The sequence below is a fragment of the Nocardia sp. NPDC051832 genome, assembly GCF_040681285.1.
In the GTDB taxonomy this organism is placed as follows: Bacteria; Actinomycetota; Actinomycetes; order Mycobacteriales; family Mycobacteriaceae; genus Nocardia.
Genome location: NZ_JBFAYL010000001.1, coordinates 469898 through 487150, shown reverse-complemented (window position 1 = coordinate 487150; position 17253 = coordinate 469898). Strand labels below are relative to the sequence as shown.

The following is a 17253-nucleotide window of genomic DNA, read 5'->3' as shown; positions in this document are numbered from 1 at the left end:
TGGCGACAAGTTTGCTCGAACATACGTTTGATCGCAGCGAGCGTAAACCGGCTACCTTCGGACGTCAACGCCAACGGCCGCCCCACTCCCGTTTTCGCAGGTGGAGAAGGCCTTTCGCGCGGGTCAGCCGATCGTGGTGTGCCAGACCAGGGCGGCGGCCAAGGCGCCTGCCCCGTTGACCGACCAGTGCAGGGCGATGGGAGCGAGCAGGCTGCCGGTGTGGTGGCGCAGCCAGGTGAACAGGATTCCGGCCGCGGCGGTCGCGAGGACGGCGAGGCCGATGCCCACGAGCTGTGCCGGCAGTCCGCCGCCGAGCAGCTCGGTGAGGCCACGGTTGGTGCTGGTCAGCCCGAGCGAGGAGGCGATGTGCCAGAGCCCGAAAAGCAGGGATCCCGAGGCGAATACGCCGCGGATGCCGTAGACGCGGTCGAGGGTGCCGTGCAGGACGCCGCGGAAGGCCAGCTCTTCGGGGATTGCGGTCTGCAGCGGGATCACGATCATGGACGCGATGACCGCGCCGGAGAAGGTGGCGTACCGATCGGCGAGGAAGAATGGTCGCGTCAAGGGGAGTAGCGCACCGATGGCTACGACGGTGAGAACGACGCCGACGGCGGCCAGCGCGTAGGCGGTGCCGCGCCGCCAGTGCCGTGGCGAGAGGCCGAGTTCGGCCCAGCCGAGACCGCGTTTGCGCATCAGCGCCAGCAGGATGACAGCCGCGATCGGGACGGCGAGAATGCTCGCGAGCGCGGTGGTGAAATGGGCGATCAGGTTGGTTCCGGCGAGTACGACGACGACCACGGCGATATCGATATAGGCGTGCACTTTGCGGCGAACCGGGGCTGGATCATCGATGACCGTCTGAAGCACCCGGCCCAGTGTACGGATCGATCCCACGCCCGCTATATCCCCCGGAAGACCCGTCATCGTTAACGCTGTACCCCGTCGAAGGAACTGTATGGCCACCTGCCCGCAAATCTGACTGGAACGCGTTTCAGTATTTTCCCGAAACTCGCCCGTAGGGAACTGGACGCTCGATACAGTTCGCCCAATCGCACCGGATGTGCGTGGCTACAAGGAGTTTCTGTATGAGTAAAGCCCCTGGTCGTCGGGTCGGCGCCGGCCTCACCGCGCTGGCCGCCATGAGCTGTGCGGCGGTGCTGAGCGCGCCGTACGCCTCGGCGACACCGACCGAGCTGGAGGTTTCGGGCCGGACCATCCACGCCGCCTGCACCTACGAGATCACCGCCAAGGTGAACCACTGGTTCGAGGTGTGGTTCTACGACAACGCGCTGGTCATTCCGGGTAGCCCGGTGAAGCCGGCCAACGGCGTGGCGACCATTCAGTGGAAGCCGAAGAAGTCCGGCACGCACACGCTGTCGGCACTACAGGGCTCGCATATCGAGATCAAGGTGAACGTCGCCGAGCCGACGCTCACCGGCAGCGCCACCTGCGGCGCGGGCCCCCTGGGCTTCATGGGTTCCTAGGACCCGCCCGCCCAGCCCTCCGGGTCGTCCCAGGCCTGGAGGGTGCGGGTGGTTTCGAAGCGGCGCGGCGCGCCACTGATCGGATCGGTGAATTCCAAGGCCGCCGCCAGCAACTGGAGCGGCCGGTTGAAATCGTGCACCGGTTTGTCGGTGAGCACCGGATAGAAATCGTCGCCGAGGATCGGCACCCCGAGACCGTTCATGTGTAGTCGCAACTGGTGGGTGCGCCCGGTGTGCGGCTTCAGGCGATAGCGGCCGAGCCCGTCGCGATGTTCCAGCAGCTCGACCACGGTCTCCGCGTTCGGCTCGCCCGGCACCTCCTGGGCGGCCAGCACCTGCTTCTCCTTGATGATCCGGCTGCGTACCGTCCGGGGTAGGTCCAGCTCCGGATCGTAGGGCGCGATCGCCTCGTATTCCTTACGCACGGAACGCTTGTGGAACATCGTCTGATACGCCCCGCGGCGGGCCGGATTGATCACGAACAGGATCAGCCCCGCCGTCACCCGGTCCAGCCGATGCGCCGGGATCAGCTCGGGTAGGTCCAGCTCGTGCCGCAGCCGGACCAGCGCCGTCTGCCGGATGTGCTGCCCGCGCGGAATGGTCGCCAGGAAGTGCGGCTTGTCGATGACGAGCAGATTGTCGTCGCGGTGCACGACGGTGATCTCGAACGGCACCTCGGTCTCCTCGGGAAGATCCCGGTGAAACCACACCGCTCCGCCCGGCACATAGGGCGCGTCCGGCGCGATCGGCCCGTCCAGGTCGACGATCCCGCCCTGCCGCAGCAGCTCATCGATGCGCGCCGGATCGACCCGCGGCAGCCGCTCGACCAAGTGGTCGCGAATCGTCGCCCAGGCGCCGTCCTCCGGCAGCCGCAGGCGCGCCGGATCCAGCCCGAACCGCTTGGGCAGTGGCGGCTGCTGTCTCCTTCTCATCGGCACTGACCCTATGCCGTGCCGGAACGAGCTGGTCAGACCGGGGCGGCCACCGGTTCGCGCACCTCGGCGACGGGCTCGACCGGCGGCGCCTGCACGTCCCGGCGACGGTTGCGCAGATAGGCCCAGTGCAGCAGTCCGGTCCCGGCGATGCCGACCACCGCGCCGACCATCCCGGCCTTCCAGCCCGGCGGTCGCCAGGTGAGCTCCAGCACCGCGTTCTGGGTGCCGGCGGGGATGTCCACGGCGACGAAGGTTCGCGCGACCGCGCTCACGGGGATCTGCTCGCCGTTCAGGGTCATCCGGTAGCCGGGCCAGTACAGCCGGGCGAAGACCACCCGTCCGCCTTCCTGGGAACTGACCCGGATCTGTGCCGCGGCCTCGTCGCTCGCCCGCGAGGTGGCGGTGACGCCGGTGGTGTGCGCGACCAGCCCGTTCACGGTGGAGATCAGACCGGATTCGCGTTCCAGCACCCAGATATAGCGCTCGTGGCCCGGGTAGTCGACCCACTTCCAGCCGGTGGGCGCCGGATGCAGGCCGGCCTCCGGATACTGCGCCCGGTGCAACACGACCCGGTCGACCTTCATCAGATCGACGAGCCGCGCGCCGGTGCTGGGTTCGACGCTGAACGCACGCCGGAACGCGTCCGGGCAGGTGCTGCCGTCCCAGGCCATGCACAGCTGTCCGGCGAAGGGCGCGTGCCCGATCGGGGTGTAGGCGTTGACGTAATCGAGGCCGAGGGCCTTCGCGTAGTTGCCGATGGCCAGCGACCCGTAGGCGGCGCTGATGTCGCGGTCCTGCGGTCCGAGGATCGCGCGGTCCGCCAATTGCAGGGTGACGCCCTCGAAGTCGGGGAAGGCGGCGGTCATGGTGGACCGCTTCTCCGGGAAGTTGTACGACATCGGCGTGTGCGGCGCGATCGCCACCTGCGTGTACGCGATCGGGAACATCACCACCGCGATGAACGCGCAGGCCAGGGCCGAACTCCGGTGGCGCGCCAGCCAGACCGCGGCGGCGCCCAGTCCGACGACCACCACGACCGCGATCAGATGCCGCACCACGATCAACGGCGCGGCCGAGAACGAACGGATGAACAGCAGGCCGATCAAGCACCCGGCCGCGAAAACCCGATTCCGGGTGAGGGCGAAAGTGCCGTGCCGGCTGAGCAATACGCACACCAGCACCAGCAGCGCGAGCGCGACCATGGGCAGCACCCGGGCCGGCCAGCGCAGCGGCCCGATCGCGCCGGGGCCCGCCGTCCACATCAGGACGGCGGTGGCGAACAGCGCGATGCTGCTGAATTCGCGCGCCGAGCGCGCGGCCGCCCGCCAGTCGATGAAGGCCAGCGCCGGAATCAGGAACCACGCGATGTAGACCATCGGCAGCGGCTGCACATGCCCCCACCATGCCGTGAACGCGGGCGTGGTGCTGGGCAGGCTCGCGTTCAGCGATTCCGACCACGGCACGGTGAGGAACGGATCGTTGTGGATGCGCGCGTTGCCGCGCCAGGTGTACTGCGAGGACAGCAGGCCCGGCAGATTGGCGATCAGCGCCGCCGACGCGGCCAGCGCCGAGACCAGCATCAGGTTCAGGATCGGCCGCCAGCGCCGCTGATGGATGTACTCACCCGCCGCGATGGTGGCCATCAGTAGCCCGGATTCCACGGCGGGGAAGGCGTATTGGACGGTCAGCGCCAGATAGAGAAAAACGAACAGCGAGATCGGCCCGCGCTCGCCGCGCACGTACCGCACCGCCGAGGCCCACGCGTGCACCATCCACGCGGTGGCGGTCAGGCAGGTCATCCAGCTGGCCTGGTCGAAGAACAGGAACCAGCCGCTCAGCGGAAAAGCGATGCCCGCCACGGCCGCCCAGTACGCACGCGCACCGTAGGCCAGGCAGATCCGGTACACGCCGAGCGCCGCGATGATCGAGAACACCAGCTTGGCCAGCGTCGCGTAGAGCGCGAGATTGTCGAACGAGGGCGCGAGGAAGTGCACCAGCAGCTGTGGCGGGTTGTACAGCCCGGCTTCCTCGATCGTGTAGTTGCCCGCCATCCACTCGTGCGGGATCAGCCACGGAAACTCGCCGTCGCGCAATCGGTTACCGAGCGCGACCCACATCGGCGCGTACTGTGCCTCGGTGTCGTCGGTGTAGTAGTGCCGTGGATCGCCGAGCAGCACCGCCAGATATCCGGCGATGACGCCGGCGATCGTCGCCGCCCCCCACAGCCGTATGTCGCGTTTTCTTTCGGGTTCCCCGCCGGTGCTCACAACTGCGGGATCGTAGAGCTAAATGGTGAACTCCGGAAGACGGGGACCGCTCGGTCGGTCCGCCGTCCTCAGAATCCGCGCAGGCGATCCGGCGTGACCCGAATGGCCACGGAGTAGGTCGCGAAGAACTTTTCCGCGCTCATCCCCAGGCTTTCCAGGCCCTTCGCGTACTTGGCCGCGTAGGCGGCGAGCTCGTCCGCCGACGGCGCGCTCTCCTCGACGCGGGCGTCGCCGGTGAGCACGCCGACGTCATAGCCGCCGTTGGTGTTGAGGTTCAGCGCCACCCGGGGATTGCGCTTGATGTTGCGCAGCTTCGCCTGATCGGGCTCGCTGAAGATGAGGAATTCGCCGTCGCGCCACTGGAACCAGACCGGGTTCGGCTGCGGGGTGCCGCTGACGCCGACGGTGGTCAGCCAGATCAGCCCCTCCTGTTCCAGGCGGGGGGCGACTTTGGCGCCCAGCGGAGTCGCGGTGTCGACAACTGGACGATCTGCCGTGGAGGTCATGTCTGTGCACAACAGGCGGGTACAGGCGTCGATTCCGGTTCCGCGCCAGGTGTCTGATTTTCGCCAGCACGGACTACGCAACCCGTCGCCTAGTAACTTAGGCTAACCTTCCTTCTGGTTCCGGTAGTCAGGGACCAGCAAGGTCGAGAAGGGGAATCCTATGACGGTGGAGGTCGCGCCGCACGATGCGGCGGAGACGGGGAACCGTAAACCCAGGGCGCAAGCGAAATCGCGCAAACAGCAGGAGGCGCAGGCGCGCAAGGAGGTTCTCGCGCCGGTCCGCAGGCCCTTGCTGCTGGCGAGCATCCTCATGGCGGTCGCCTCGGTGTGCACGGTGCTGCCGTTCGTGCTGATCGTGGACGCCTGCCGGGAGTTGCTCGCCGATCAGGTGGACACCGACCCGGTCTGGCGCCTGCTGGCCATCGCCGGCGTGGTACTCGGCGTCCGCGCCCTGCTCCAAGCCGCCGCGCTGACCTGGTCGCACCTGGTGGACGGCAGTTACCAGCTGAGCCTGCGCCGGCTGCTCGCCGCGAAGCTGACCCGGGTGCCGCTGGGCTGGTTCGACGAGCGGTCCTCCGGCGGGGTGAAACGCTTCCTCTCCGACGACGTCGAGGCGCTGCACTATCTGGTGGCGCACGCGCGGCTGGAATTCGTCGGCGCGCTCACGGTTCCGCTGCTCACCCTCGGCTATCTGTTCACCGTCGACTGGCGGCTGACCCTGGTGCTGCTGCTCCCGGTGGTCGTATTCGCGGTGCTCTACAGCCGGATCCTGGATGTCGACGGCCGGGACCGGCTCGTGGTCTACAACCGGTCCGAGCAGCGCACCAAGCAGGCGGTCATCGAGTTCGTCGACGGCATCCAGGTGGTGCGCGCGTTCGGGCAGGCGGGCAAGGCGCACAGCGAGTTCCAGGCCGCGGTGGATCATCAGGCCCGCAGCGTGGACCGGATGAAGACGCCGATCATCAAGGTGCAGGCGGCCTCCGAGATCGTGGTCATGCCGGTCTTCGTCATGCTGGTGGTGCTGGTCGCCGGGTTGGGCGCGGTTGGCCTCGGCTGGCTGCCCGCGCTGGACGTGCTGCCCTACCTGCTGGTCGGGCTGGGTATCGGTGGCTCCCTGACCGGTCTGGGCTACGGCGCGCAGGCGCTACGGTCCGGCGGCGCTGCGGCGCTGCGGCTGCACGAGCTGCAGCAGACTCCGGAACTGAGCGCACCGGCGCACGCCGAGACCGAGACGGCGCCAACGGGCGCGGTGCGGTACGAGGGCGTCGGGTTCGCCTACCGCGCCGGCCACGAGGTGCTGCGCGACATCGACCTCGAACTGGCGCCGGGCACGATCACGGCGCTGGTCGGCCCGAGCGGCTCGGGTAAATCCACGCTGGCCCAGCTGCTGCCGCGGTTCTACGACGTCGGCTCCGGCCGGATCACCATCGGGGGCCGCGATATTCGCGACTTCTCTTCCGAAGCGCTGTACCGCACAGTCGGATTCGTCTTCCAGGATGTGCGCCTGGTGCGTGGCAGCGTGCGGGAGAACCTGCTGCTCGCCCGCCCCGACGCCGACGACGCGGCGCTGGAACGGGTGGCCCGGGCCGCGCGCATCCACGACCGGATCATGGCCCTGCCACGGGGCTACGACTCCGAGATCGGGGTCGACGCGAGCCTGTCCGGCGGTGAGGCGCAACGGCTTTCGATCGCCCGCGCGCTGTTGGCCGATACGCCGATTCTGGTGCTGGACGAGGCGACCGCCTTCGCCGATCCGGAATCCGAGGCCGCGGTGCAGGACGCGCTGGCGGTGCTGGTCGCCGGGCGCACCGTGCTCGTCATCGCGCACCGGCTGCACACCATCACCGGAGTGGATCGAATCCTGGTGCTGGAGAACGGAACCCTGGTCGAACAGGGTGACCACGCGAGCCTGCGGGCCGCGGGCGGCACCTATCAGCGACTCTGGGAAATCAACGAGGCGGCCCTCGGCGAGCTGGCCATGATCGAAGCTGAGGCACGATGATTCGCAAAGTATTGGACCTGATCCCGGCCGAATTCGCGCATCTCACGCCGAGACTCTTCGCGGCGATCGTGGCGCAGGCGCTCAGCCAGGCGGCGGCCTACCTGCTACTGGTCCCGGTGCTGCAGGCATTGTTCGACGATCGCCTCGGCCAGGCCTGGCTCTGGATGACGGGCATGCTGCTCGCCGTCGCCGGCGTGGTGGTGTTCGGCTATCTGCAGGCCGCGATCGGCCTGCGCATCGGCATCGGCATGCAGCACGGGCTGCATACCCGGCTGGGCGATCATCTGAACGCGCTGCCGCTCGGCTGGTTCGAGCAGCGCGACTCGGGTCCGCTGCCGCGTCTGGTGGTGGAGCAGGTGCGTGAGATCCAGGGCCTGGTCGCCTATCTGCTGGCCAAGGTGTTCACCGGCATCATCGTCCCGCTCGGGGTCGCGCTCGGCATGCTGTTCATCGACTGGCGGGTGGCGCTGGCGATGCTGCTCGCCGCGCCCGTGCTCTATCTGATCAACAACCTCGCCAATCGCGGGTATGTGCGCGCGGATCGGCGCATGCATGCCGCGGCGGGCGAATCCGATTCGCGGGTCATCGAATTCGCGCAGGCGCAGCCGGTGCTGCGGGCTTTCGGCGCGGTCGGGCGCGGCAATCGCGCGCTGGACGCGGCCTTGGCCGGACAGCGATCGGCGGGCCTGCGGATGATCTTCGCTAGCGTGCCGGGGCTGATCGTCTTCGCGCTGTGCGTGCAGGCGGTGTTCCTGGTGCTGGTGTACGTGGTGGTGGCCCGGGTGACCGGCGGCGCGATGTCGGCGGCGGTCGCCATCGCCTTGGTCGCGGTGAGCTCGCGGTTCATCGAGCCGCTCAATCAGGCCGCGCAGGTGGGCAATGCGCTGCGCAGCGCCGCGTCCGCGGCGGATCGGGTGACCGAGTTGCTGGCCGTACCGGTCTTGCCGGAGGCCGAGGCCGCGGTGACGCCGGGCGCGCCGAGCGTCGTCTTCGAACAGGTCGACTTCGGTTACCGCCCAGGCGAACCGGTGCTGTCGGATCTGACGTTCACGGTGCCCGCGGGCACGACCACGGCCATCGTCGGGCCGAGCGGCTCGGGCAAGACGACGCTGCTGCGCCTGGTGGCCCGGTACTACGACGTCGATTCCGGCCGGGTCGAGGTCGGCGGCCACGATGTGCGCGCACAGCCGTCGCCGACACTGCTCGATCAGCTGTCGCTGGTCTTCCAGAACGTCTACCTGTTCGATCGGTCGGTGGCCGACAACATCCGGATCAGCCGGCCCGCGGCCACCGAGGCCGAGTTGCTGCGCGCCGCCGAGGCGGCACGGGTGGACGAGATCGCCGAGCGCCTGCCCGAGGGCTACGACACCCGGGTCGGCGAGGGCGGCGCCGCGCTGTCCGGCGGTGAGCGGCAACGGGTTTCGATCGCGCGGGCGCTGCTCAAAGAGGCGCCGATCGTGCTGCTCGACGAGGCGACCAGTGCGCTGGATCCGCACAGCGAGGCCGTGGTGGTGCGGGGCGTGCACGAACTCACCAGGGACCGCACGGTTCTCGTGGTCGCGCATCGCCTGGCGACCATCGCCCACGCCGACCAGATCCTGTTCCTCGACGGCGGCCGGATCGTGGAGCGCGGTACGCACGCGGAGCTGCTCGCCCGGGACGGCCGCTACGCGGCGTTCTGGAACGAACGCTCCCGCGCCACCGGCTGGCGGCTGGAACCCGCTCCGGCCTAGCCAAAGACGAACGCCGCATCCGAAATCGGATGCGGCGTTCGCTTTTTGGTCGAGGTTACTTCCAGTACGCCTGGTACTGGAGGGCGGTCTTCGGCAGCGCGTGCGTGGTCTTGAAGGTCTTCACCAGCGAGCGCGTGGTCTGACCGCAGCACGCGATCCATGCGAAAGCGCCGTCGGCGCAGGTGATTTCCTGGGCTTGCTCGCGCATCAGGCGGCCGTCGTCGATGCGCTGCACCCAGGTCACCTCATGGTGCGGCTTGTTGCGCACCGGCAGCGTCTTGTCCGATTCGTTCTGCCATTCCAGCCACACGCGCGCCGGGGTATCGCCGATCGACTCCAGCAGCGCGTTGATCGCGGGCAGCGACGCGGTGTCGCCGAACATGAGGTATTCGCTCGGGACGGTCGCGGGGAGGCGCTTTTTCGCGTCGTATTCGAGCGCGGTCACCTCGAGCTGGTCACCGGGGGAGGCGGTGCGGGCCCAGTCCGCGGCCGGACCGTGGTGCAGTGCGAACTCGATGAAGAACTGATCGGCCTCGGCGTCCTGATCGATCAGGGTGAAGGCGCGATGGTGCAGCTTGTCGCTGCCGGATTCGGGGATCCACACCCGGACGTACTGCGTCGGGTACTCCGGATGGTCGGCCAGCAGACCGTTCGCGTCGAAGCCGAGCCGGACGTAGTGGTCGGTGACGACTTCGTGTGAGCGCACCGTGAGCCGATAGTCCTGCCCCCGCCACGCCTTGATCATGACGCCATTCAAGCCTCTTCCCATGCGGCTAAGGTTAGCCTATCCGTGCCAAATAAGGTAAGCCTATGCAAAGATAGTGGCGGGGCTGAGTTGAGTGGAGAGCAAGTGGAAACGCTTCTGGTGGTCGGCGCCGGCCCGAAAGCCCTGGCGGTGGCGGCGAAGTCGCAGGTACTGCGCAAACTCGGCCTGCCCGCGCCGCGCGTGATCGTGGTCGAAGCGCACACCGTCGGCGGTAACTGGCTGCCCAGCGGCGGTTGGACCGATGGCCGGCACCGGCTGGGCACCAGCCCGGAGAAGGACATCGGCTTCCCCTATCACTCCACCTGGGCGCGTGGGCACAACCGCGCTCTCAACGAGGGGATGACGGCCTACAGCTGGACCGCGTTCCTGGTCGAGCACGGCACCTTCGCCGAATGGATCGACCGCGGCAGACCCAGTCCGCAGCACCACGTGTGGGCCAAGTACCTGCAGTGGGTGGCGCGCCGGATCGATCTGGAGCTCGTGCTCGGCACCGTCGGCGCGATCCGGCAGCGCGCCGACGGCGCCGGCTGGCAGGTGTCGGTCACCGACGCCGACGGCGCGGGCAGCGAGATCGAGGCGGACGCGCTGATGATCACGGGCCCCGGCCGCAGCGCCTCGGCGCTCGCCGAGCATCCGCGGGTGCTCAGCATCGCCGAATTCTGGGATCTCGCGGGCAAGCGCGGGCTGCCGGCCTCCTCCCGGGCGGCGGTGATCGGCGGCGGCGAGACCGCCGGCTCGGCGCTCGACGAACTGGTGCGGCACGAGATGCTGACCATCTCGGTGATCTCGCCCATGGCCACGCTCTACACCCGGGGCGAAAGCTTCTTCGAGAACGCGCTTTTCAGCGACCCCACCAAGTGGGCGGCGCTGAGCATGCAGGAGCGCCGCGATGTGATCCGCCGCACCGACCGCGGCGTGTTCTCGGTGCGGGTGCAGGAAAGCCTGCTGGGCGACAACCGGGTTCATCATCTGCAAGGGCGGGTGACCCGGGTCGCGGACAACGGCGACGGTGTCACGGTGACGCTGCAGAACGAGCTGCGGGCCGACCAGGTGCACAACTTCGACCTGGTGGTGGACGCGACCGGCGGTCAGCCGCTGTGGTTCCTGGATCTGTTCGACGCCGATGTCACCGATCTGCTGGAACTGGCGCTGGGCGGACCGATCTCCCAGGCCCGGATCGAGTCGTCCATCGGCTACGACCTGGCGGTGGCGGGACTGCCCGCCAAGCTCTACCTGCCGAACCTGGCGGCCGTGGCGCAGGGCCCCGGCTTCCCCAATCTCAGTTGCCTGGGCGAACTTTCGGACCGGGTGCTGCGGGGTGCGGCGACGCGCACCGGCGCGGACGCGCGGCGCGGTTCGATCGCCGGTATGCGCTGACCAGCCTCCTATTTACATAGGCTAGGCTACCCTTAATTTCGAGGTGAGGTTTTTTCATGCGTATCGTGTCGTTCGGCTTCCAGACCTGGGGGCGCAAAACCCTGCAGGCCCTGATCGATTCGGACCACGAGGTGGTCCTGGCGGTCACCCATCCGGCCAGTGACCAGTCCTACAAGGCGATCTGGTCGGATTCGGTCGAGGACCTCGCGCGCGAGCACGGCATCCCGGTGCATCTGACCGAGCGCGCCGACGCCGAGACCATCGACCTGGTGAAGCGGGCCGAGCCCGACGTCATCGTGGTCAACAGCTGGTACACCTGGATGCCCGCGGAGCTGTACAACCTGCCGCCGCACGGCACGCTGAACCTGCACGACTCGCTGCTGCCGAAGTTCACCGGCTTCTCGCCGGTGCTGTGGGCGCTGATCAGCGGCGCCGCCGAATTCGGCCTGACCGTGCACCGCATGGACGAGGAACTCGACACCGGCGACATCCTGGTGCAGCACTCGCTGCCGATCGGTCCCGCCGACACCGGCACCGAACTCGTGCTGCGCGGCATGGAACTGATCCCCGGCGCCGTCGCCGAAGCCCTGGCCGCCTTGGAATCCGGCGCCGCGGTCTGGCGGCCGCAGAACAAAGCCGAACGCATCTACTTCCACAAGCGATCCGAGCGCGACAGCCTGCTCGACTGGAGCTGGACCGCGGTCGATCTGGAGCGCTTCGTGCGCGCGCTGTCCGAGCCGTACCCGCGGGCGTTCACCTTCTATCGCGGCGAGCGCATCGAGGTGCTCGAAGCGAAGGTGTCGCAGGCGCGCTACGGCGGGACGCCCGGCCGCGTGATCGTGCAGGAAGGCGGCGCCGCGGTAGTGACCGGACCGGACGCGCATCGCGGCGCGAACCACGGCCTGGTGATCACGAAGGTCCGGGACGCGGCGGGCGCCGAACACCGGGCCGCCGAATTCTTCGTTCGCGGTGGCTATCTCACCGCTCAGCCGCAGAGGAGCTGACCATGGCCGCCAGCCTCGGATGGATCAGACAATTTCACAAACCCGCCGCGCCCGATCTGCCGCCGCTGCTGATCTGCCCGCACGCCGGTTCGGGTGCGTCGGCGTATCGGGCGTTCTCGAAAGGTCTCAGCGCGCATTTCGCGGTATCGCTGCTGCAATACCCCGGCCGGCAGGATCGCGCGGCCGAACCCGCCGCTGAGACCCTCCCCGATATCGCCACGGGCGCGTTCGAGGCCTTTCGCGCCGCACCGCAATTGCACAACGCTCCGCTGACCGTTTTCGGCCACAGCATGGGCTCCATCATCGCGTTCGAATTCGTGCGCCTGGCCGAGGCGGCGGGTGTGGACATCCGCCTGCTCGCAGCCTCGTCGGCGGCCGCGCCCGCCCTGATCGCCGACCTGCCCGGGCATCCCACCGATGACGAGGGCCTGCTCGATCACATGGGCGCCCTCAACGGCACCGGCACCGAGGTGATGGCCAGCCGCGAGGTGATGCGGATGGCGCTACCGGTGATGAAAGCCGACTACCGCGCCTTCGACGCCTACTCCTGTGGCGCGGATGTCCGCGTCTCCGCACCGGTCCGGGTGCTCGGCGGCGACGAGGATCCCTTCGTCGCACCGCGCGACCTGTACGCCTGGTCCACCCACACCACGGACCCGGTCGAGGTCACTCTCTTCGAGGGCGGCCATTTCTACCTGAACGATCACATCGAGGGCATCGCGGAATTGCTCGTGCCCGCCCCCAGCTCCGCCCTGCGCTGAGCGCAGCAGTACCGGCTCGAAGGAAATCATGAATACAGCCATGGACGACCCGATCGTCGTCGTCGGAATGGGCGTGGAGGCGCCGGGGGGAATAGAAAGTCTGCCGGAATTCTGGTCGGCACTTGCGGAGTCGCGGGAATTGATCGGGCCATTGCCGCGGGATCGGGAATGGCCGATCGCGGAATTGCTGTCGCTCGGGCGCAACGAGGGCTGGTCGGCGGTCCGTGACGCCGGTGGGTTTCTCACCGGTGCCACGGAATTCGACGCGCGGTTCTTCGGTATCACCCCCCGTGAAGCGGTCGCGATGGATCCACAGCAGCGGGTCGGTATGCGGGTGGCTTGGCGCGCGCTCGAGCACGCCGGCCTCAATCCTGGTGCGCTGGACGGCGCTTCCGCCGGAGTTTGGATGGGCGTCTCGATCACCGAATACGGACCGCGGTTCGCGGCGGTCACCGAGCACAGCGGTTACCGGGTGACCGGCTCCGCGCTCGGCGCGGTGGCGGGGCGGATCTCGCACGGTCTCGGACTGATCGGTCCGTCGATCAGCGTGGACACCGCGTGCGCCTCGTCGTTGACCGCGGTGCATCAGGCCGCGGCCGCCATTCGCGCCGGAGAATGTGATTGGGCGCTGGCGGGCGGTGTGTGCGTGATGGGTTCGCCCGGCGCGTTCTACGAGTTCGCCAAGAACAACGCGCTGGCGACCGACGGGCACTGCCGTCCCTACGCCGCCGGAACCACCGGCACGCTCTGGGGCGAAGGCTCGGGTGTAGTTGTGCTGGAACGAGAATCACGCGCTCGCGAACTAGGACACCAGATCTACGGTCGGCTGCTCGGCTCTCGCGTCAACCACAACGGCAAGGGTGCGCCGATGGCGGTGCCGAGCGCTGCCGCCCAGGAGCGGTTGGTCCGGGACAGCCTTGCGGCGGCCGGGATCGAGTCGGAACTGATCGGATTGATCGAGGGGCACGGCACCGGCACACCGGTCGGCGATCCCTTGGAGCTGACCGCTCTGAGCAACACCTACGGATCCACCGGCAACACAGTGCCATTGGGTTCGGTCAAGTCGAATGTCGGTCACGCGCAGGCGGCCTCGGGCATGCTCGGCCTGATCAAAGTGCTGCTGTGCGGCGCGGAAGGCCACATCGCGCCGACGTTGTGGGCGGATCAGCCGACCACCGAAATCGATTGGAACGCCAGCGGTCTGCGGCTGGCCACGAAGTTCGAACCATGGGAGCCGATCGACGGCGTCCGCTACGCCGCTGTCTCGTCTTTCGGCGTCGCCGGCACCAACGCGCACGCGATCCTCGGCATGCCTGTTCTGGAGGACACCGATGTCTGATTACCGGATGCCCGATGGCACCATCCCGGTTCTGCTCTCCTCCGACAGTGCCGACGGCGTGCGCGCCGAAGCCGCGGCGATTCTGAACTATCTGGACGCTCGCCCCGGCGTCGCGCCGAATCGTGTGGCGGACATGCTCTTCCGCACTCGGACGCCGCGCCGCTACCGGACGCTGGCGATGGTCAGCACGCGGGAAGACCTGCTCGACGCCCTTCGCGCGATCGTCGCCGAACAAGCACATCCGGCGGTGGTCGCCGGCGACGGTGCGGCCACGGCACGGCGTATCGGTCTTGTCTTTCCAGGTCAGGGCAGCCAGCGCCCCGGCATGGGCACGCTGTATTACGAATGCTCCCCGCACTACCGCGGCATGGTCGACGAGTGCGCCGCGATCTACGCCGACCGGTTCGGCGACACCAAGCCGCTGCATTACCTGCTTGGACATACGGGGGAGTTCGATGACACCGTGCAGGAGATCCAACCTGCCCTGATGTTCCACATGCTCGGTTTGTCCGCCATGTGGCGCGCCTCCGGTGTCGTCCCGGACGCCACCATCGGTCACAGCCAAGGTGAGTTCGCGGCCAGCGCGGTCTCCGGCGTCATGACTTTGCGTGACGCGGTGCTCGGGGTAACTCTGCGCGCTCGGATGGTCGCCCGCATTTCGCCCAAGGGCTACTCGATGGCCGTGCTCGGCATGAACCGCGAAGCCTGCGAATCGCTGCTGGCCCGGCATTCCGGCTGGGCCGAACTGTCAGTGGTGAATTCGCCGAGCATCCTGGCGATCTCGGGTGATCGCGACACCATTGTGGAGATGGTCGCGCTGGCGAACTCGCGCGGTCACTTCGCCAAGGAGATCCGGGTCGCCTACCCGGCGCACACATCGATCGTCAGCGAATATCGTGCGGATCTCGAGGTGGCGCTGGGCGATGAGATGAGCGGAAGCCACTTTCAGCCCGGTGAAATCCCCAGCTACGGATCGACCCTCGGCGAGGCCATCACGCCGGACCTGCGCCACGATCAGTACTGGTATTGGAACCTGCGTAACCGGGTGCGGTTCGACTATGCGGTGGTGGCCGCGGCGACCGCCGGCATCGACACCCTGGTCGAGGTCGCCGAGCATCCGACGCTTCAGCTGGCGCTCCAGGAAAATCTGACGCTGGTGCCTAAGGCGCTGGCAAGCAAGGACTTCCGAGTGATCGGTAGTTCACTGCGCACGGCGACCAGCCTGCGTGAGTTCACCATGAACCTGGCGCAGGTGGCGGTCCACGCTCTCGACTATCGCTGGGAGGCACTTCGTTCCGCGTCCGAGGGGCCGATCGCGCTGCCGCTGAAAGATTTTCCGCATACCGTGCTGAACAACAAGCGACTGTGGGCGTCGGCCGGCGTCGCAGCGGTCGCTGCGGCCGAGCCGGATCGCATGCCGCCGAAGCGGCTGGTGGAGCAGTGGGTTCCGTTGGAGCGCCGTGCGCTGGTTGCGCCGCGCCGGCTGGCGATCGTCGATCACACCGGACGCTGTGCGGATTTGGCCGCCGCGCTGGTGACTGCCGCGGATCGGCACGGGGCGAGTGCGTTCGTCTTCGACGAGGCGTCCGAAATGGAGTTCGACACCGCGCTGGTGCTACTGCCGGAACTACCCGAAACCGACGGAGCCGGGGCAGTTCCCGACCTCGCCAGGTTCTTCGCGGAACGGGCCTGGCTACCGGCGCTGGATCGGTTGCGACCGGGGACGGGAGCAGAATGCTGGCTGGTGACCGTCGGCGGCGAGGCCGTGCGAGCCGATGACCCCGTGCCGCACCTGTTCCACGGGGCCGTTGCCGCGGGCTACCGCAGTGTTGGGCTGGAGCACACGGGCGTGCTGCTGCGTCATCTGGATCTCCCGGTCGGCGCAGGTGCTGAGCAGGCGGTAAAGCTCATCACCACAGTGCACACCTCGGGCGAGAACGAGCTGGCGCTACGAAACGGGAAGGTTTTCGTCAAGCGCTGTGTGCCGGACAGCGCACCCGAATCTGACAGTGCTGCTATGGATCTCGGCCATGTGCTGATTCTGGGTGGGACCGGCCAACTCGGCATGCGATTCTGCGAGCATTTCGCGGCGGCCGGCGCGACCCGGATCACCTTGCTGAGCCGGTCCGGCGCGACCGAGTCGATCGCCGCCGACCTCCAGCGCATTCGCGAGCTCGGTGATACCGAAATCGACATAGTGCGTTGTGATATCAGCGATCCCGTTGCGGTCGCACGGTTCGTTGCCGATATCACGCACCGTCCGGTCAGCCTGCTGATCCACGCGGCTGTCAACTATGTCGACGCCGATCTCGGCGCTATCACGCCGGATATGGTCGCCACCGCCTCGACGGCCAAAGTCATCGGCCTGGAGCTGCTGCTGGATGCCTTGCCGATGAGCGTCGGCTGTCGTGTGCTGTTGTGCTCGTCGATCGCGGCGGTGCTCGGCGGGCGCGGTCAAATCCTCTACGCCATGACCAACCGCATGCTGGACATCACCGCACGCAGGCTGCGCGCACGAGGCATCGATGCGGTGTCGATCGAATGGGGACTGTGGACTGTGGCGGGCTCACTGGACGTGGCGGGGTTCGATCGAACCGCCAGCACCGGAGTGCTTCCCATGCATCCGGAGGATGCGATCGCGGCGGGCCTGACTCGGCAATGGGGAGACGCGCTCGTCGCGGCCGCGGATTGGCGGTTCCTCTCCGAGGTGGCCGACGTCTATGGCCAGGCGGGCGTGCTGTCCTCGATTGTCGCCGAGCCCGCGACGGAGCCGGACGTGATCGCGATCCCGGCGCCAGTCTCCGCGTTGGAGCCGGTCGCCGTCGTGGTGCCAGGCGGGCCGCCGTTGGCTGAGCGCATGCTGACCGAGTTGCGCAAGGTCATGGGTGTCGACAGCGCCGAATCCATCGACCACTCCGTACCGCTGGTAGCGCTCGGCTTGGACTCCTTGCAGGCGTTGGACTTCCGCAAGCGCATCAGGTCGGAAATGCAGCAGGAACTGCCGGTCGCGGCCATCCTGGGCGGTGCGTCGCTCGACGACGTGCTGCAGCTCATGGCACAGAACACCAACTAGGGCTCA

13 protein-coding genes are annotated in these 17253 nt (G+C 68.0%); 8 read left to right on the top strand and 5 right to left on the bottom strand.

The features are described from left to right. Positions 1-123 precede the first annotated feature (123 nt). Complete coding sequence (locus tag AB0M14_RS01990) at positions 124-924, bottom strand: CPBP family intramembrane glutamic endopeptidase (RefSeq protein ID WP_364987416.1); 801 nt, start codon at positions 922-924, stop codon at positions 124-126. 161 nt (positions 925-1085) lie between these two features. Between AB0M14_RS01990 and AB0M14_RS01985 the strand changes: the two genes are divergently transcribed. Further along, on the top strand, positions 1086-1484 hold the full coding sequence (locus AB0M14_RS01985) for a hypothetical protein (RefSeq protein ID WP_194817313.1): 399 nt from the start codon (positions 1086-1088) through the stop codon (positions 1482-1484). On the opposite strand, the gene AB0M14_RS01980 is transcribed toward AB0M14_RS01985, so the two are convergent. From AB0M14_RS01980 to AB0M14_RS01970, 3 genes are all read right to left on the bottom strand, one after another. Next, positions 1481-2416 (bottom strand): RluA family pseudouridine synthase, encoded by a 936-nt coding sequence (locus tag AB0M14_RS01980; RefSeq protein ID WP_364987411.1) that lies wholly within the window; start codon positions 2414-2416, stop codon positions 1481-1483. The two genes, AB0M14_RS01985 and AB0M14_RS01980, sit on opposite strands and share 4 nt — an antisense overlap. A 35-nt stretch (positions 2417-2451) precedes the next feature. Next, positions 2452-4650, bottom strand: coding sequence for a hypothetical protein (locus tag AB0M14_RS01975; protein ID WP_364991217.1), 2199 nt, complete (start codon positions 4648-4650; stop codon positions 2452-2454). Between the two features lie 104 nt (positions 4651-4754). Further along, positions 4755-5192, bottom strand: coding sequence for a TIGR03667 family PPOX class F420-dependent oxidoreductase (locus AB0M14_RS01970; protein ID WP_364987407.1), 438 nt, complete (start codon positions 5190-5192; stop codon positions 4755-4757). 160 nt (positions 5193-5352) lie between these two features. Between AB0M14_RS01970 and AB0M14_RS01965 the strand changes: the two genes are divergently transcribed. Then, complete coding sequence (locus tag AB0M14_RS01965) at positions 5353-7194, top strand: ABC transporter ATP-binding protein (protein WP_364987399.1); 1842 nt, start codon at positions 5353-5355, stop codon at positions 7192-7194. Continuing rightward, positions 7191-8927: an ABC transporter ATP-binding protein gene (locus AB0M14_RS01960; RefSeq protein ID WP_364987394.1), complete on the top strand. Its 1737-nt coding sequence runs from the start codon at positions 7191-7193 to the stop codon at positions 8925-8927. The genes AB0M14_RS01965 and AB0M14_RS01960 overlap by 4 nt, the downstream gene beginning before the upstream one ends. Positions 8928-8982: 55 nt before the next feature. On the opposite strand, the gene AB0M14_RS01955 is transcribed toward AB0M14_RS01960, so the two are convergent. Further along, the gene (locus tag AB0M14_RS01955; RefSeq protein ID WP_364987390.1) at positions 8983-9696 is read right to left on the bottom strand and encodes a siderophore-interacting protein; all 714 of its coding nucleotides are present in this window, start codon (positions 9694-9696) and stop codon (positions 8983-8985) included. Positions 9697-9777: 81 nt separating this feature from the next. Between AB0M14_RS01955 and AB0M14_RS01950 the strand changes: the two genes are divergently transcribed. The 5 genes from AB0M14_RS01950 to nbtC are packed head-to-tail and all read left to right on the top strand — an operon-like array spanning position 9778 to position 17247. Beyond that, on the top strand, positions 9778-11070 hold the full coding sequence (locus AB0M14_RS01950) for a SidA/IucD/PvdA family monooxygenase (protein ID WP_364987387.1): 1293 nt from the start codon (positions 9778-9780) through the stop codon (positions 11068-11070). Between the two features lie 56 nt (positions 11071-11126). Further along, positions 11127-12074, top strand: a complete 948-nt coding sequence (locus AB0M14_RS01945) for a methionyl-tRNA formyltransferase (RefSeq protein ID WP_364987384.1) — start codon at positions 11127-11129, stop codon at positions 12072-12074. 2 nt (positions 12075-12076) lie between these two features. After that, positions 12077-12835 (top strand): alpha/beta fold hydrolase, encoded by a 759-nt coding sequence (locus AB0M14_RS01940; protein ID WP_364987381.1) that lies wholly within the window; start codon positions 12077-12079, stop codon positions 12833-12835. A gap of 28 nt (positions 12836-12863) precedes the next feature. Continuing rightward, positions 12864-14174, top strand: coding sequence for a polyketide synthase (locus tag AB0M14_RS01935; RefSeq protein WP_364987377.1), 1311 nt, complete (start codon positions 12864-12866; stop codon positions 14172-14174). Continuing rightward, complete coding sequence (nbtC, locus tag AB0M14_RS01930) at positions 14167-17247, top strand: nocobactin polyketide synthase NbtC (RefSeq protein WP_364987373.1); 3081 nt, start codon at positions 14167-14169, stop codon at positions 17245-17247. The genes AB0M14_RS01935 and nbtC overlap by 8 nt, the downstream gene beginning before the upstream one ends. Positions 17248-17253: the final 6 nt, after the last annotated feature.

Coding starts and splice junctions, on each gene's coding strand:
- AB0M14_RS01990 (WP_364987416.1), bottom strand. CDS start 924: ATGACGGGTCTTCCGGGGGATATAGCGGGCGTGGGATCGATCCGTACA.
- AB0M14_RS01985 (WP_194817313.1), top strand. CDS start 1,086: ATGAGTAAAGCCCCTGGTCGTCGGGTCGGCGCCGGCCTCACCGCGCTG.
- AB0M14_RS01980 (WP_364987411.1), bottom strand. CDS start 2,416: ATGAGAAGGAGACAGCAGCCGCCACTGCCCAAGCGGTTCGGGCTGGAT.
- AB0M14_RS01970 (WP_364987407.1), bottom strand. CDS start 5,192: ATGACCTCCACGGCAGATCGTCCAGTTGTCGACACCGCGACTCCGCTG.
- AB0M14_RS01965 (WP_364987399.1), top strand. CDS start 5,353: ATGACGGTGGAGGTCGCGCCGCACGATGCGGCGGAGACGGGGAACCGT.
- AB0M14_RS01960 (WP_364987394.1), top strand. CDS start 7,191: ATGATTCGCAAAGTATTGGACCTGATCCCGGCCGAATTCGCGCATCTC.
- AB0M14_RS01955 (WP_364987390.1), bottom strand. CDS start 9,696: ATGGGAAGAGGCTTGAATGGCGTCATGATCAAGGCGTGGCGGGGGCAG.
- AB0M14_RS01945 (WP_364987384.1), top strand. CDS start 11,127: ATGCGTATCGTGTCGTTCGGCTTCCAGACCTGGGGGCGCAAAACCCTG.
- AB0M14_RS01940 (WP_364987381.1), top strand. CDS start 12,077: ATGGCCGCCAGCCTCGGATGGATCAGACAATTTCACAAACCCGCCGCG.
- AB0M14_RS01935 (WP_364987377.1), top strand. CDS start 12,864: ATGAATACAGCCATGGACGACCCGATCGTCGTCGTCGGAATGGGCGTG.
- nbtC (WP_364987373.1), top strand. CDS start 14,167: ATGTCTGATTACCGGATGCCCGATGGCACCATCCCGGTTCTGCTCTCC.